The sequence below is a fragment of the Rhizobium sp. Root491 genome (assembly GCF_001427205.1).
Lineage (GTDB): Bacteria > Pseudomonadota > Alphaproteobacteria > Rhizobiales > Rhizobiaceae > Agrobacterium > Agrobacterium tumefaciens.
This window is the reverse complement of record NZ_LMFF01000016.1, coordinates 1-14354: the sequence shown is the minus strand read 5'-3', so window position 1 is coordinate 14354 and position 14354 is coordinate 1. Positions and strand designations below refer to the sequence as shown.

The window sequence follows — 14354 nt, the reverse complement described above, 5'->3', positions numbered from 1 at the left end:
GATCCCGCGGTAGGCCACTCTCCGGGTGGCTCCCGGACCAGAAATATTCAAAGGTATTGCGATGCAAACCATCAAGTTCAGCAGGTAATTTGTCCGTCAATTCCAACCTCAGCGACCAGCGGCAATCAGTCGGCAGATCGACTGCCAAGCCTTATCCGACTCTGTCACCATCTCCAAATTTCAAGCGGAGCGGTGAATCCCGGTAGCCGCAAAAATTCTCGGCTACCGCAGCATCTGCCTTATCGTCTCCACGATCTGCTCTTCGCAGTAGGGTTTCGTAAAGAAAGCCGTATCTGCCGCGATCATATGACCGGGATCTTCGAGATGGCCGGAAACCAGGATAACTTTGATAGGCGGCCACCTGTCACGAACAATGGCTGCCAGTTGCAGGCCGTCGACGCCGCGTGGCATATCGATATCAGTGAAGACAATTCGTATGTCTGCGCGTGCCTCAAGGATATTGACCGCCTCCGTAGCATCTGCCGCAGCAAGCGCTGTGTATCCTGCGGTTTCAACCAGATCCACGGCGGCAAGGCGTAGCAGCGGCTCATCCTCGACGACGAGTATGGTTGCCACATCGGCAGCATTCGAGGTCACGGTCATCATGACTGTCTCAAATGGGAAACCAGTCCCTGCATCGTTACCCGCAGGCCGTCAGGATCAAAATTTACCTCGACACCGCCTGTACCCATCAGACCAAGCTGGATGAGCTTCGATCCGAAACCTTTACCCGATGGAGCGGTCACCGGCGGGCCGTCCTGCTCCTTCCATTCCAGAACAAGCGCGTTCTCGCCGCCTGCATCTTCTATCGTCCATGAAATAACGACGGTTCCGGCATCAGAAGACCAGGCTCCATATTTCAAGGCGTTTGTGCCAAGCTCGTGCATCAGGAGAGCCAGCGATAGTGCAGTCCTGGGCCCGATTTCCATGTCGGTGCCCGATATGCGGTATCGCTCGGGAAGAGAAAGTTGGCGAAGCACGGAATCGATCACTGCCACCATGCGCGCCGACGACCAGTCCTGGTTCAGGAGAACCTCATGCGCATTGGAAAGCGCGCGCAATCTGCTCGTGAAGGCTTCGACAGGGGCTCTGTCGGTGACGGGGCGAAGCGTCTGTGTTGCAATCGCCTGAACCATGGCCATCGTGTTTTTGAGCCGGTGGCTGATCTCGTGATTGAGAACCTGCTGTTCCTGCTCGGCCCGAATCCTGGAGATCGCCTCACGCGTGCGGTCCGCTATCGCACGCACAAAATCACGCTCCTCGGACGAGAATTCATGCGGCTTGTCGTAGTGTACGAACATGACCCCCGCGAATGCACCTCTTTCGATGATTGGCACATTCACGAGGACGGAGATGCCTAATGAGTGTAGAAGCTCGGCTGAAGCGGAGGTTCTCGGATCTGTCGCCACATCGGGTATGATGACCGTCTCGCCGCGCTTCAAATCCTGGATGTAGGATCCGTAATTCCTGAAATGATGGAGCCCCGCGACGGTGAACATTCCCTCCGCACACCAGTCGGGAAGCATCTGCACCGTCTCGGCGATAGGGTCAACGATGCCGTAGCCCGCCCGCGTCGCGCCTCTCAGACTCCGTGCCAAAATCTCGGCGGCGGCAAATGCCACTTCCGCAACAGTATCCAGCTCGCGGATCTTTTCGCCGAGTTCCAGGAATGCAAGCTGCCTGTCCTCCGACAGTTTTTGAGCGGTGGCGTTGCGTGCGACCTTGATATATCCTGGGACCTTGGGCGACGAATGGTTGGACATCGGCCGGATCGTGCCGTCCAGAAAGATGCTGGAGCCATCGGCAGCGAGGTGCCATCGGCGGTCGGGTGCAACCCCTTCGGACGTGGCTCTGCTCACTTCAGCCGCAGGAACGCCGGCTGCCCGGTCCTCCTCAGTAAAAATCGACTCAAACGGCCGTCCGAGCATCTCGGCTTCCGACCAGCCAAATGTCTCCTGCGCTCCACCGAACCAGCTTGTAATGCGCTGGTCTTCATCGATCGTCATGATAATATAGTCTTTGGCGCCTTCGACGATCAGGCGAAGCTTCGTTTCGCTGTCGCGCAAAGCCTCCTGGGCTTGCATACGGTCAGTGACTTCAACAAACATGATGACGAACGTGTCTTCACCAGTGGCTTGAACATAGCCGTCAAACCACCGGTCCATCGAACCGATCTTGCGGGTGAAACGCTTGCTTTGTTGAGTCTCGACGGCCTCCACCACATCGGAAACCCACTCATTCTCGAATTCTGGAAAGAGTTCGCGCATGGTTCGACCAGGCACATTATCGCCTGGTAATCCAAGAAGAGTGCTCCATGCGGGATTGACCGTCTCGTATCGCCAATCGACAATCGTTCCGTCGACGTCACGGATCACCGAGCCTACGACGATGCCTTCCTCCAATTGCTGGAAAAGCGCACCCCAGCGTCGCTCGGAAAGGAAGGTCGCAATCTGGTTCGAGGCGACCCTTCCGATCTGGTTCAGTAACTGCAGCTCGCTTTCCGTCCATGTGCGTGGTTCTCCATCGATTGCTGCGAGCGCGCCGATCACCATGCCGTCAGGGAGGGTTACAGGCACTCCCATGTAGGAGATCACGCCCAGATCGGTTATGGCCAGATTATTTCTGACGAGATCATGAACCGTCGCATCCCCGATTATCAAAGGCTGTCTGTCGCGAACCACATGCTGACAGAATGAATGCGTGAGTGGCGTTTCCGCTGCTTCAGCCCATTTGGGTGGCAACCCGACATGAGCGATGAAAACCTGCCGGTGCTCGTCCAGAATGGAGATCAAAGCCACTGGGCATTTCAGGCCGGTTTTGACGACCTCGATAATATCCTGGAATTCGGGTGGGCTCTGGACATCAAGCAGCCCAGAGTTTCGAACTGCGTCAATGCGTTCCGACGGTGAATTCAAGGTCAATCCTTATCCGCACAGGGGCGGCGTTGGTCAAGCCGACAAGGCGGCAAGCAGTTTGGGCGAAACAACAAGGCTGGGAGGAGGGGTAGCGGAGCGCTCTGCGCCGATAACGATGCCTTCAATGAACTGCAAGGCATTTTGCAAACCGTTCATCGTGTAAGGTTTCTCGATCGCTCCAAGTGCGCCTGCAAAGTCCTCAGGTATTCTCTTCAGGTTACCCGAAACAAAAACATAGGGGATGGAGCTCGAGGAAAGATATCGGCCGACTTCTATGCCCGTTGGACCATCCAGCAATTGAATGTCTACAAATGCGAATTGCGGCAGTGCCTTATTGGCAAGCTCGATAGCTTCCTTGCTGTCGGCAGCGATCCCCACAATCTCGTGTCCGGCATCTTCCACTTCGCTTTCAAGTTCCATCGCCAGCAGAGCTTCGTCCTCTACGATCAAGATTTTCACAGGAGATCCTTTCAGTCTTTTACAGAAAGCGTGACACGAACATCCGAGAGGCAACCTTCAACCGTCCGAACTATCGTAGCACGCAATTGTTTTACGCATGCTTCCAGCATCTTTTTGCTAAAGGCTGCTTCTTCCTTGTCCACTTCGCCCGGCGTGACGGTATCGGCAACCCTGACAAGGAAGTGGCCGTTTAGGCGCTTGACCTCCAGGTGCAATTGCCCGCCACGGTCCTTCAATCCTCTGCGAATGGCGTCGCCGATGAGTTCGTTGATGATCAAGGCAAGGGGGGAAGCCTTGGTCGCCGGAACCACAACCTCGTGAAGATCGGTGGTGAGGATGATGTCGGTTCGCTTCAAGGCGCCGATCTTGTCGAGCATCAATGTATTGGCAAAATCCGCGACATCGAAATGCCCTACATCTTCATCGTTCAGAAGCTTGCGCTGAACGGTGCTGAGTGCTTCGACCCTGTTCAGCACAGACATCAATGTCCGCTCCACAACATCGTTATCAGTCATCCGCGCCTGAAGCTTCACGATCGAGGCTATTGTCAGGAGGTTGTTTTTTACGCGATGATCAACTTCGTGGACGAGGGTTGTTTTTGCCCGTAATGCCTCAGTCAAATCCGCCGTTCGCAGCGCCACCTCTCCCTCCGCGATGTGGCGGGCGCGAGCGAGTTCGGCTTCCTTGCTCTTGATATCGGTGAAGTCGAGTTGCGAGGCGAAAAAATAGATGACGGTTCCGGAAGCATCGCGAACAGGACTTACGAAGAGAGCATTCCAAAACTCTGATCCGTCCTTGCGATAATTAAGGATGTCGATCGCCAAATCCTGCTCGGCTGCGATTGCCTCACGCAGCTTCGTAACTGAGCCAGGATCCGTGTCTGGACCTTGGAGCAGACGACAATTTTGACCAACCAGCTCTTCGGCGGAATAGCCCGTCAATCTGCTGAAAGCAGCATTGCAGAAGATGATTGGATTGTCTTTCTGGAGCGGATTTGTGATGATCATGGGCATGCGGGTGGCCTTGAAGGCTGCCGCAAACGGATCTTCAGAAGCGTGGCTAGATACTAGACGCTCTCCAGCGTCTTGAGCATCCTGCCGGAGGAGATCATTATCTTTCATGCAAGGTCCTGAAGGTAACGGTCCCCTAAAATGTTTGAATGGGAATTTGGTTCCAACGACAAACTGAATTATTCCTGTTTTACGGGGTAGGGGATTCACCATCTTTTTGCATATTGTCCGTGAGCAGGTCTGCCGGCGTCCGATAGCCGAGAAATCGGCCTGATGACGTCAGTAGAACAAAAACGGGGCGGCCAACTGGCCGCCCCGCTTGATATTAGACTGGGTCGAAACCTCAAGCAGGCCGTTCTTCGCCCGCGTTCGGCCTCCAGGTGATCAGCTTTCTCTCGGCGACATCGAGAATGAGATCGATGACGAGAACAAAAATGGCGAGAATGATGATACCGGCGAAAACGCCGACCGCGTCGAAGTTACCTTCCGAACGGGCGATCAGGTAGCCGAGGCCTGCGGAAGACCCGAGATATTCGCCGATGATCGCGCCAACCACCGCAAATCCGACGGATGTGCGCAGCGACGACAGAATCCAGCTGGCTGCCGCCGGAAAATAAACATGACGCAAGAGATCAGAGCGCTTTGCACCGAGAATGCGCGTGTTGGAAAGCACGACGGGGTTTACTTCGCGCACACCTTGCATGGCGTTGAAGAACGTCACGAAGAAGACGAGGGTGACCGCAAGAGCGACCTTTGACCAGAGGCCAAGCCCCAGCCAAAGGACGAAAATTGGCGCGAGGACCACACGCGGGATGGCATTCACGGCCTTGATGAACGGGTCCAACACACGCGCCACAAAGGGACTGAGTCCCAGCCAGACACCGGCGCCGACGCCGAGACCTGTACCGATGAGGTAACCGAGAACCGTTTCACTCAAGGTGATACCGACATGTTTGTAAAAGCCGGCATCGGCAACCCAGGTGATGACCTGCTTGACGATGTCGATGGGTGCCGGGAAGAAGAAGCGGTCGATCGCCCCGGAGCTTACCCCGAGTTGCCACCCACCCAGGAGCACGACAAGAAGCACGATCTGGATGATGCGAACATTAACGGCTTGCATAGCTTTTCTCCACTTCGCCGCGCAAAGACGCCCATATATCGCGATATAGGGTCATGAATTTCGGATCGAGCTTGATTTCGGCCACGTTGCGGGGCCGTTCCAAATCAACCGGGAAGCTCTCGATAACCCGGCTCTTGGGGCCGGCGGCAAGGACGACAACCCGGTCTCCGAGTGCAATCGCCTCTTCGAGATCGTGCGTGATCATGACCACTGCACGGCGATCCTCTTGCCACAATCTCAGGAGTTCATTCTGCATGAGGTGGCGCGTGTGAATGTCGAGTGCGGAGAAGGGCTCGTCCATCAGGATGACCTTCGGCTCGGTGATAAGCGCCTGCGCCATCTGGACACGTTTGCGCTGTCCGCCTGAAAGTTGATGCGGAAAGCGCTCTTCAAACCCCTTCAGGCCAACTTTTTCCAGCCAGGCCAGAACTTTGGTACGGCGCTCATGTTCGGATACGCCGCGGAACAGCAGGCCAAGCTCGACATTCTGATAGGCCGTTTTCCAGGGAAGCAGCGCATCCTGCTGGAAGAGATATCCGATGTTGTTCTGCACGCCCTGCACGGCCGAGCCATCGATGGAGACCTTTCCCTGCGCCGGTTTCAGCAAACCCGCGATGGCATTGAGAATGGTGGACTTGCCGCATCCGGTTGGGCCGACAATCGAGAGAAACTCACCATCTCCAACTTTCAGGTTCACATCCTGGACCGCAACGAACGCGCCAAAGGCCATTGTTACGTTCTCGATTGCCACCATTGGCTGAAGATTGAGTTCCGCCACGGGTTCTAACTTTCTAATTGGCAAAGACATTGAAGACCCTCAGTTTACGCCCTTCGAAGCCGCAGCCTCGACGAACTTGTTGGTGTAGGTCGTGTTGAGATCGATCGTGGCCTTCGCGACCGCGTCGTTGAAGCTTTTCAAAACCGCCAACGGGGTTTCCAGATCGGCCTGGTTGAAGGTTCCATCTTCGGAGAAGATCGCCTTGGCGGCTTCGACGGCCTTGATGTAGGTCTGTTTGTCGCCGGACACGAAATCATCAGGAAGCTTTGCAACAATTTCCTCGGCCGAATGCTCCTTCATCCAATGCAGCGCCTTTACCGTGGCATTGGTAACCTTCTGGATCACCTCGGGATGTGCATCGATGTATTCCTGCGTCGCATACAAGACGGAGGTGGGGTAGATCCCGCCGTAGACGTCCTTGGCGCCCTGATCGCTACGGGCATCGATCAAGATCTTGCCAAGACCACGCTCAACCACGATCGTCGCAGCCGGATCGTAATTGACCAACAGGTCAATCTTGCCCTGCTGCAGAGCGGCAACAGCAGCAGCGCCGGAGCCAACGCCGATGATGGCGATGTCGTTGTCGCTCAGATTGTGCTGCTTCATGTAATAACGAATGAAGAAATCGGACGAAGACCCGGGCGAGGTGATCCCGACCTTTTTGCCCTTGATGGTTTCAGGTTTTGTCGGATCGAAGTCTGTATCGTTCTTTCCTGCGAGAACCAGCCCGGAATTGCGGGCAAGCTGAACGAAGCCAACCACGTGCTTGTTCTGGGACTGCATCTGGATCGTGTGATCGTAGAAACCGACGGCTACATCCGTGGACCCTGCGACGAGCGCCTGCAGGACTTTCGAACCGCCTTGGGCAAAGTTCTCGGTCGTCACCTCAAGGCCCTCGTCCTTGTAGAAGCCGAGGCTGGCCGCCACCGGAAAAGGCAGGTTGTTGAGGTTGTACGAACCAACACTCATTCTGACGGATTCTGCATTTGCCGACGCTGCCAGCGCACAGAGCGCCGCTGTTGCAAGCAAGTATTTACGCATGAGGGTCTCCTCCCAGTTTTGCTATGTTTTGAGCCAGTATGGCTTTGTCTAGGCTGCGTCTTCAATCGCAGCGTTTGGCTTGGCGAAGGCAAAGCCTTCGAAAAGTCTGCGGGCCGTTCTCACAAGCCCGGCTGTTATTGCTCCGTTTCGCATCTCAAGTTGCACGTCCAGCCGACCGGCGGGATGCTCGATGCAGATCTGGGTCGGAACAGATCGATTTCCCGCTTGTTCAAATGCCACGGAGCCTTCCGTGATCGCTGCGGTTGCTATGCCAACGGCGCCGGTCGTTGCCAGGGCAGGGTGGCACTCATTGGGCATGAAGTACCGGACAGACAGAGTGCCTCCCTTGCGGGCCGGCGCTACGATCACGGGTTTTGGTATGACCATATCCGTTACATCCCCCATCCCCATCAATTTGCCTGCCTGAATGCGTATGCGGGTCAATCGTTCGATGAGATCGCTATTGGAAGTCAGGGTCTGCGGATCTTCATATCCCGTGACGCCGAGGTCTCCCGCACGCATGAGGACCATCGGAATTGCGCAGTCTATCGCCGTCACATCTATTCCCTCAACCGTGTCGACAGGGTTTCCGGTCGGCAACAGTTTTCCGGTTTTCGCACCCGCCGCATCCACGAAAGTCAGGGCGATCGGTGCAGCCAGACCCGGAACGCCGTCGATGGATGCGTCTCCGAGATAAATTACTTCGCGACCACGCGTCGGCACCTTTGCCTCGATCAATTTTCCGGTGTTCACGTTGTGGATGCGAACCACGGTATCGCTTCCCCGAGCCTCTACAAGTCCAGCTTCGATCGCAAAGGGACCGACCGCGGCCAGCATATTTCCGCAATTGGGCGAATAGTCGACATACTGCCTGTCGGTACGAACCTGTGCGAACAGATAGTCGATGTCTGCACCTTCGACGGTGGAAGGACCTATGATCGCCACTTTCGAGGTGACCGGATTGCCGCCTCCAATCCCGTCTATCTGCAGCGGATGACCGGAACCCATGATGGACAAAAGTGCCGCATCCCGTTCCGCTCGATTACGCGGAAGGTCAGACGCCAGGAAGAACGGTCCACGAGATGTTCCGCCGCGCATCAGCACACAGGGTATCTTAAGCAGGTCGTTCATTTATCGCCTCAATCTTGCATTTGGTGGATCAATCCGCCTTGTTGTTGCAATATGAGCAAAAGAATCTAATCTGTTAAATGCAATGTTCGGAGGTATTATTGCAATATGAGCATCAATTGCGAAATTCTGGATCTAAGAGCATTTCAAGCAGTAGTTGAGCTTGAAAGTTTTCATAGGGCTGCCGACGCGTTGCATATTTCGCAACCGGCGCTTACCCGGCGCATCCAGAAACTGGAACAGGCCATTGGCGCGCCACTCCTGGAAAGGACCACACGCCACGTTGCCCCGACAGCGATGGGTCAGGAGGTAATGCCGCTTGTCCGGCGCATGCTGGAAGAGTTCGACGGATCGCTTTTTGCGATGAAAGATGGTGCACATCGGCGCGGCCTCATCACGATGGCCTGCGTTCCAACCGCAGCGTTTTATTTTCTACCCACCGTGATCAAAACATTTAGCAAGCAATATCCACATATTAGGCTGCGTATCAGAGACCTTACGGCAAACGAGGGGCTGCAGGCGGTTGCGCGGGGAGAGGTGGAGTTCGGGATAAACCTAATGGGTAATTCTGATCCAGACCTGGCATTCGAACCTCTCATCGATGACCCATTTGTGCTGGCGATGCGGAAAGACCACCCTCTGGCGGCTTTCGAAACTATCCAATGGAATCAACTGGAGCCTTACCCGCTGGTTGTCGTCGATCGCTCCAGCGGCAATAGAACGCTTCTGGATGGCGCACTCGCGCGGCACAATCTAAAGCTGAACTGGTTCTACGAGGTGACCCATCTCAATACGTCGCTTGGCTTGGTGGAGGCTGGGTTGGGGATTTCCGTGTTGCCGCGACTGGCTACCCCACAGGATGACCATCCTTTCCTCGTTACGCGGCCGATCGTTAATCCCGTGGTCTCCCGAACCATCGGTATCGTGCAAAGAAGAAGCAGTGCCTTATCTCCCGCAGCGGAGAAATTCGTGGAAATGCTGTTGAAGACCTGGAAAACGCCTTAGGGTTCACAATCGTGTAGCTCGCCGCGAAGGGCCCAGGTCTGACGTCACCTGGTGGAAGGTTGAGAAACGGGCGAGGGTGACGCCGTCTTCTCAGAGATGGTTGCGTCGTCACGCCGCCTTACCGGCTCTTCTAATGGCGGACCGCCTTGGCGTTCTGGGTCATAGATATGGGTTTTGCTGTTGCCATTTTGGCTGTTGAAGGAAACGGCGACGTGCGCCGCGCCGATTGACGTCAGCAAGCTCAATACTGATCAACCGTACAATGTAGATGTGGTTGAAGATCATAGCCTGCTTATCGACTGACAAGGCATACTCGCAGCAAGAGCGACGCAGCACCTTTAAATTATGAGACTTTTCAGTCCATGTATGATGAAACGCATTTGGTTTCGAGACGCGACACCAATCCATGAGAACATGCTCCATCAGTATCGCTTGAGGCAATAATGTGAGGCGGAAATTGAGTGGTGTTTTGTTTAGAGCGAAAGGATGCGTTACGCTTCGACTCAGCGCGATAACGCGACAACCAGATAAGGTTCAAAACGAGTTCTGAAGGTTGCCTAAAGGGTCATTTGGACTGAAAACGCAAGACATTTCAATCAGTACAAGTTCCATAATCTATCTTATGCGATTATCGTATGTAGCGGGGTACATTCTATTTTCAAGTGCGACATGCCAATGATTTCAATGGCTTCACTTTGGAGATTTTGGCATGTCCCGATGCTATACGCAGATCACCCTTGCCGATCGCCGCCGTCTTCATCATCTGGTGGCGGCAAAGGTTCCCGTCAACGAGATGGCGCGTCAGCTTGGCCGTCATCGCTCGACCATTTACCGTGAGATCAAGCGCAACACGTTTCATGACCGTGAACTGCCAGATTATGACGGCTACTACAGCACGGAAGCGCGGCCGCAAGCCCGGCCGGCGGACGGACTTCATAAACGACCAGGAGGTGATTGCCAAAAGGCAGAAGGCGCTGGCGCGGATGGAAGCGGCGGAATGAACTGGCGACGTTGAATGCCAGCGGTCTATTGCAGACGTCAGCGGCGCATGCGAGTTTCGCGTTATGAAAGACAAACAACAAACTTCTTCCGATCATACACAAATCCACCTTGCTCCAGACGAAGCTCTGGTTCTTTTTGAGCTTCTTTCTCGTTGGTGCAAAGAGAGCAGCGCTCCCACGCCAAGCGCGTCCTGTTTCGAGAGCCCTGCCGAATGCGCTGTGCTGCACGGACTGCTTGCCGGTCTCGAAAAGCAGCTGGTTGCACCCTTCAGGGCAGACTACCTTGACCTTGTAAAAGAGGCCCGTCGCCGTTTGCAGTCATCGTGGGATTATCCTGCACTTAGGGTTTGATCTCATACCCGGAATGCCTGTTGATTGCCAAGGCAGATTATGCACCCTGCTGAGGAAGCTAAAGCCGAATAGGCATTCGCTCACCCGCCCCCGCTCCTCCCTTGCAACCCGGCCCAGCCGGTCGGATTGGGGGCTGACCGTCGGTGCCTGTATCGCGTTTCTAAACAGCTGGCGAAGTCGCGCCTCTAACCAGCTTTGACATCGTATGTAGCAGCCAGATGAAGCTTTCTATGGTCTTGAGCGCCTCACCTTCATCAGCGCCGCCTAGACACTCTGTACCTCGCTTGAGCACAATAGAGAGCAAAGGATTTAGAGAAAGCACCTAGCCTTGAGTGGGCTTTGAACCCATGAAAGACATTGCTGACGAAATGCCCATGCTTTGGCTGATGCGGCAAAGATTTTGATGATCTGTCGGAACTGATGGGGATTAAATAGTGGCCAGCGGTGTTCTCACGGGTACGACCACGTACTCATGAAGGAGCCTGCGCCGTGAAGCACCTCTATTCCATCACGCTCGTTATTGCCACATTGGCCTGCACGCCTGTATCTGCAAGCCCGTTTTCGTCGGCCGCCGGACGTTACCGTATCGATCCCGCCTCGCACATCGGGTTTTCGATTGCACAGGTTGCCGGTCCGGGCATCAACGGCACTATTCCCGATATATCCGGCCGCTTCGATATCGATCCGGACCAACCGTCCAAGTCCTATGTGGAAATCAGCTTGAACCCTTCCAGCGTGAAGACTGGCCAGGAACGGGTGGAAAATTTCCTGCGGTCCAGCGCGGTTTTCAACATCGCCGCCTATCCGCAGATCGTGTTTCGCTCCAACCGCGTTACGCAGGACGGGCCGCGCAGCGCGATCGTTGAAGGCGTGCTCACGGCCCGAGGCGTCTCCAGAGCCGAGACGTTTCACGCAACATTCGTTGAGCAGCAAAAGGGTTCTGTCACCTTCCATGTCACCGGAAATATCCCTCGCCTGCCCTATGGCATGGGCGTTGGCGTGCCGCTCTATTCGAACACGGTTGCCTTCGACATAGATTTGAAGGGCGTCAGATAAAAACGACGGAACGTCAAAAAAATCGGCGGGACGGGATTAATGGCCGCTGGCCGGTGTTCTGTCTTGTATCGGACATGGTGTCCGCACCGTTACCTCTCAAAGGACGATCTCATGCGTGAACATCATTTCATTCTGGCAGGCGCTCTCGCGCTCGCCTCCACTGCCGCGCTTGCCGAACCATATGCCGGTGGCGCGGTGGTTGAAACGGCGACGGCAAAGGGCACGATCCTGACTGACGCCAAGGGCATGACCCTTTATACGTTCGACAATGATGGCGATGGCTCGTCAGCCTGCTATGACGGCTGCGCGAAGAAATGGCCGCCGCTTGCGGCTGCCAAAACCGACAAGGCGGATGGCGACTACAGACCACTCGCTCGCAGGGATGGCACGATGCAGTGGTCGCATGATGGAAAGCCGCTGTATCATTGGCAGATGGACAAGAAGCCCGGCGACGTCACAGGTGATGGTGTTGGTGGCGTCTGGCACGTTGCCAAGGAATAGCACCCATGCCTGATTTTCTTGACGAGATCACAAGTTGCATACCGGCGCTTCGACGTTACGCGAATGCGCTCACGCACGACCGTGACACGGCTGACGATCTCGTTCAGGACTGCCTGGAAAGAGCCATCCGCAAAAAGGCGCTGTGGCGGCCGCAGGGGCCGTTACGTCCATGGTTGTACCGTGTGCTTGTCAACATTTACCGCAACAATCTGCGCGGCAGAAACCGCCGGCCCTCGCAAATCCCGATTGATGATGTTGCCGAACAGATGTTTGTGCCGGCGCCGCAGACGGGCCGGATCGCGCTTGCCGAAATGGCCCGTGCCATCGAAAAACTGTCAGGCGAGCACCGTGAGGCCCTCCTCCTCGTCGTCGTCGAAGGTCTGAGTTATGCGGAAGCGGCAAAGGTTCTGGAAATTCCGTTGGGCACTTTGATGTCCCGTCTGGGGCGCGCCCGAACAGCCTTGGCCCGCATGACCCAGGAAGACCAGCCAAATCTCAAGGTGATAAAATGACTGGCAACGAGCCGCAGATAACCGAAGCCGATCTGATATCCTATGTCGACGGGCAGCTCGAAGACCAGCGACGTGATGCCGTTCGCTCACACCTCGCCTCCAATCCGGCCGATGCGCGCAAGGTCGAGATATGGCAGCGGCAGAATGCGACACTTACGGCTCTCTATCGCCCTGCTGATGTCGATGTTTTACCCGAGCGCCTCGATGTTTATCGGATGGAGCGGCGCTTGCGATCGGAGCGTGCAAATTGGCGCAATCTGGCAGCGGCATCCGTTCTCGTTCTGGCAGTTGGACTGACAGGTGGCTGGTTCGGGCGCGGACTTGTGTCGGAGGTCGAGGCACCTGCCCATTCCATCGTGGCGGATGCGACACAGGCGCATAAGTTGTTTGCAAGCGAGGTTCTGCACCCTGTCGAAGTTCGGGCTGATGCCGAGAACGGTTCCAGCCTGCCGAAATGGCTGTCAAAACGGCTCGACCGTAAACTGAACGTGCCGGACCTCACCCACCATGGCTTGTCCCTTGTCGGCGGCCGGGTGCTGCCCAGTTCCGAAGGCGCCGCAGCTCAACTGATGTATGAAGACAAAAGTGGGCAGCGTGTCACTCTTTACATCGTGGCTGCGGCTGAAACGAGCGATACCGCCATGCGGCGCTCCAATGTCGACGCGCTGGAAACAGTGTCCTGGGATGACGAAACAATCCGCTGCGCCCTGGTCGGCAGCCTGCCGTCCGACCGCATGGACGCTATTGCCAAAGACACCTATCAACAGCTGAGTTAGCCGATGCAATATCTCAAGGGTCATTCCGATAGAGCGACGAGAGGCGTAAGGAGATGGCGAAACACGTCCGCCTCCTTTGGTTTGGTGGCGATCGTTTTCCATTGGACGATCGCGCTCCTATTCCTCGCGCAGCTTGCGCTGGGATATTTTTTGAGCCGCGACATCGATCCGGTGCTTCAGTTCAATCTTTTTCAGTATCACAAGTCGATTGGGTTTCTGGTTCTGGCCCTCGCCGCCCCCCGCTTCATCTGGTCGGTTTTCAGCAGGAAACCGCGGGCTCTGGATGGTGGAGGGATGGCTTCGAGGTTGGCCGCACGGTCGGCTCACGCCGCACTGCTGTTCCTTACTCTCGCCGTTCCCCTTGCCGGTTGGGCCGTCGCGTCGACGTCTCCTCTGCAGATCCCCAGTTATGTCTTTGATCTTGTCGTCGTGCCAGGACTACCCATGGCGATCTCCGACCAAGCCGAGGCCTTCTGGACTGAGGTTCACGCCACTCTGGCCTATCTTGCCGCAGTTATCGTCGTTCTTCATGTGGCAGCAGCGCTGTGGCACCATTTCGTCCGCAAAGATCCAACGCTTCGGCGCATGATCACTTTCAGGGCTGTAGCGCGGCAATCAGGATGAGACGCTGGCGACAATCTGGATGAGATTCTTAGGTCGCGGTCGAGATCAAGTTATCACGCTGATTGTCGCTGACAAGT

15 protein-coding genes and 1 pseudogene are annotated in these 14354 nt (G+C 55.7%); 8 read left to right on the top strand and 8 right to left on the bottom strand.

Annotated elements, in window-relative coordinates; translation table 11 throughout:
- Positions 1-222: 222 nt before the first annotated feature.
- The 8 genes from ASD46_RS18560 to ASD46_RS18525 all read right to left on the bottom strand — a co-directional run bounded on the left by ASD46_RS18560 (position 223) and on the right by ASD46_RS18525 (position 8454).
- Positions 223-606 carry a response regulator gene (locus ASD46_RS18560; protein ID WP_025593416.1) on the bottom strand — a complete coding sequence of 128 codons (384 nt, stop codon included), beginning with the start codon at positions 604-606 and terminating at the stop codon, positions 223-225.
- Positions 603-2915, bottom strand: a complete 2313-nt coding sequence (locus tag ASD46_RS18555) for a GAF domain-containing protein (protein WP_025593414.1) — start codon at positions 2913-2915, stop codon at positions 603-605. Before ASD46_RS18555 ends, ASD46_RS18560 begins: the two co-directional genes overlap by 4 nt.
- A 33-nt stretch (positions 2916-2948) precedes the next feature.
- Positions 2949-3374: a response regulator gene (locus tag ASD46_RS18550; RefSeq protein WP_003515224.1), complete on the bottom strand. Its 426-nt coding sequence runs from the start codon at positions 3372-3374 to the stop codon at positions 2949-2951.
- A gap of 11 nt (positions 3375-3385) precedes the next feature.
- Positions 3386-4495, bottom strand: a complete 1110-nt coding sequence (locus ASD46_RS18545) for a PAS domain-containing protein (protein WP_025593413.1) — start codon at positions 4493-4495, stop codon at positions 3386-3388.
- A gap of 232 nt (positions 4496-4727) precedes the next feature.
- Complete coding sequence (locus ASD46_RS18540) at positions 4728-5504, bottom strand: ABC transporter permease (protein WP_003515221.1); 777 nt, start codon at positions 5502-5504, stop codon at positions 4728-4730.
- Positions 5491-6312, bottom strand: coding sequence for an ABC transporter ATP-binding protein (locus tag ASD46_RS18535; RefSeq protein ID WP_013636075.1), 822 nt, complete (start codon positions 6310-6312; stop codon positions 5491-5493). Before ASD46_RS18535 ends, ASD46_RS18540 begins: the two co-directional genes overlap by 14 nt.
- Positions 6313-6321: 9 nt before the next feature.
- A complete protein-coding gene (locus ASD46_RS18530) occupies positions 6322-7323 on the bottom strand; it encodes an ABC transporter substrate-binding protein (protein WP_025593410.1) in 1002 nt (333 codons plus the stop codon).
- Positions 7324-7371: 48 nt separating this feature from the next.
- Positions 7372-8454 (bottom strand): 4-oxalomesaconate tautomerase, encoded by a 1083-nt coding sequence (locus ASD46_RS18525; protein ID WP_025593409.1) that lies wholly within the window; start codon positions 8452-8454, stop codon positions 7372-7374.
- A gap of 105 nt (positions 8455-8559) precedes the next feature.
- On the opposite strand from ASD46_RS18525, the gene ASD46_RS18520 reads away from it, so the two are divergent.
- The 8 genes and pseudogenes from ASD46_RS18520 (at position 8560) to ASD46_RS18490 (ending at position 14277) form a co-directional block, all read left to right on the top strand.
- On the top strand, positions 8560-9456 hold the full coding sequence (locus ASD46_RS18520; protein WP_003515217.1) for a LysR family transcriptional regulator: 897 nt from the start codon (positions 8560-8562) through the stop codon (positions 9454-9456).
- Positions 9457-10165: 709 nt separating this feature from the next.
- Positions 10166-10375 (top strand): annotated as a pseudogene (locus ASD46_RS18515) (helix-turn-helix domain-containing protein); the annotation flags it as partial.
- 145 nt (positions 10376-10520) lie between these two features.
- Positions 10521-10808 (top strand): hypothetical protein, encoded by a 288-nt coding sequence (locus tag ASD46_RS26635; RefSeq protein ID WP_076844066.1) that lies wholly within the window; start codon positions 10521-10523, stop codon positions 10806-10808.
- 489 nt (positions 10809-11297) lie between these two features.
- A complete protein-coding gene (locus ASD46_RS18510) occupies positions 11298-11864 on the top strand; it encodes a YceI family protein (protein ID WP_025593407.1) in 567 nt (188 codons plus the stop codon).
- Positions 11865-11975: 111 nt separating this feature from the next.
- Positions 11976-12365, top strand: a complete 390-nt coding sequence (locus ASD46_RS18505) for a hypothetical protein (RefSeq protein WP_025593406.1) — start codon at positions 11976-11978, stop codon at positions 12363-12365.
- Positions 12366-12370: 5 nt separating this feature from the next.
- Positions 12371-12877 carry a sigma-70 family RNA polymerase sigma factor gene (locus ASD46_RS18500; protein WP_025593404.1) on the top strand — a complete coding sequence of 169 codons (507 nt, stop codon included), beginning with the start codon at positions 12371-12373 and terminating at the stop codon, positions 12875-12877.
- Positions 12874-13653 (top strand): anti-sigma factor family protein, encoded by a 780-nt coding sequence (locus ASD46_RS18495; RefSeq protein WP_019567423.1) that lies wholly within the window; start codon positions 12874-12876, stop codon positions 13651-13653. The genes ASD46_RS18500 and ASD46_RS18495 overlap by 4 nt, the downstream gene beginning before the upstream one ends.
- A gap of 3 nt (positions 13654-13656) precedes the next feature.
- A complete protein-coding gene (locus ASD46_RS18490) occupies positions 13657-14277 on the top strand; it encodes a cytochrome b (RefSeq protein ID WP_060642557.1) in 621 nt (206 codons plus the stop codon).
- Positions 14278-14354 lie beyond the last annotated feature (77 nt).

Bases quoted from the DNA above. Each gene is read 5' to 3' on its own strand.
- ASD46_RS18490 (WP_060642557.1), top strand. From the start codon at position 13,657: ATGCAATATCTCAAGGGTCATTCCGATAGAGCGACGAGAGGCGTAAGG.
- ASD46_RS18520 (WP_003515217.1), top strand. From the start codon at position 8,560: ATGAGCATCAATTGCGAAATTCTGGATCTAAGAGCATTTCAAGCAGTA.
- ASD46_RS18495 (WP_019567423.1), top strand. From the start codon at position 12,874: ATGACTGGCAACGAGCCGCAGATAACCGAAGCCGATCTGATATCCTAT.
- ASD46_RS18530 (WP_025593410.1), bottom strand. From the start codon at position 7,323: ATGCGTAAATACTTGCTTGCAACAGCGGCGCTCTGTGCGCTGGCAGCG.
- ASD46_RS18535 (WP_013636075.1), bottom strand. From the start codon at position 6,312: ATGTCTTTGCCAATTAGAAAGTTAGAACCCGTGGCGGAACTCAATCTT.
- ASD46_RS18540 (WP_003515221.1), bottom strand. From the start codon at position 5,504: ATGCAAGCCGTTAATGTTCGCATCATCCAGATCGTGCTTCTTGTCGTG.
- ASD46_RS26635 (WP_076844066.1), top strand. From the start codon at position 10,521: ATGAAAGACAAACAACAAACTTCTTCCGATCATACACAAATCCACCTT.
- ASD46_RS18525 (WP_025593409.1), bottom strand. From the start codon at position 8,454: ATGAACGACCTGCTTAAGATACCCTGTGTGCTGATGCGCGGCGGAACA.
- ASD46_RS18560 (WP_025593416.1), bottom strand. From the start codon at position 606: ATGATGACCGTGACCTCGAATGCTGCCGATGTGGCAACCATACTCGTC.
- ASD46_RS18500 (WP_025593404.1), top strand. From the start codon at position 12,371: ATGCCTGATTTTCTTGACGAGATCACAAGTTGCATACCGGCGCTTCGA.
- ASD46_RS18505 (WP_025593406.1), top strand. From the start codon at position 11,976: ATGCGTGAACATCATTTCATTCTGGCAGGCGCTCTCGCGCTCGCCTCC.
- ASD46_RS18545 (WP_025593413.1), bottom strand. From the start codon at position 4,495: ATGAAAGATAATGATCTCCTCCGGCAGGATGCTCAAGACGCTGGAGAG.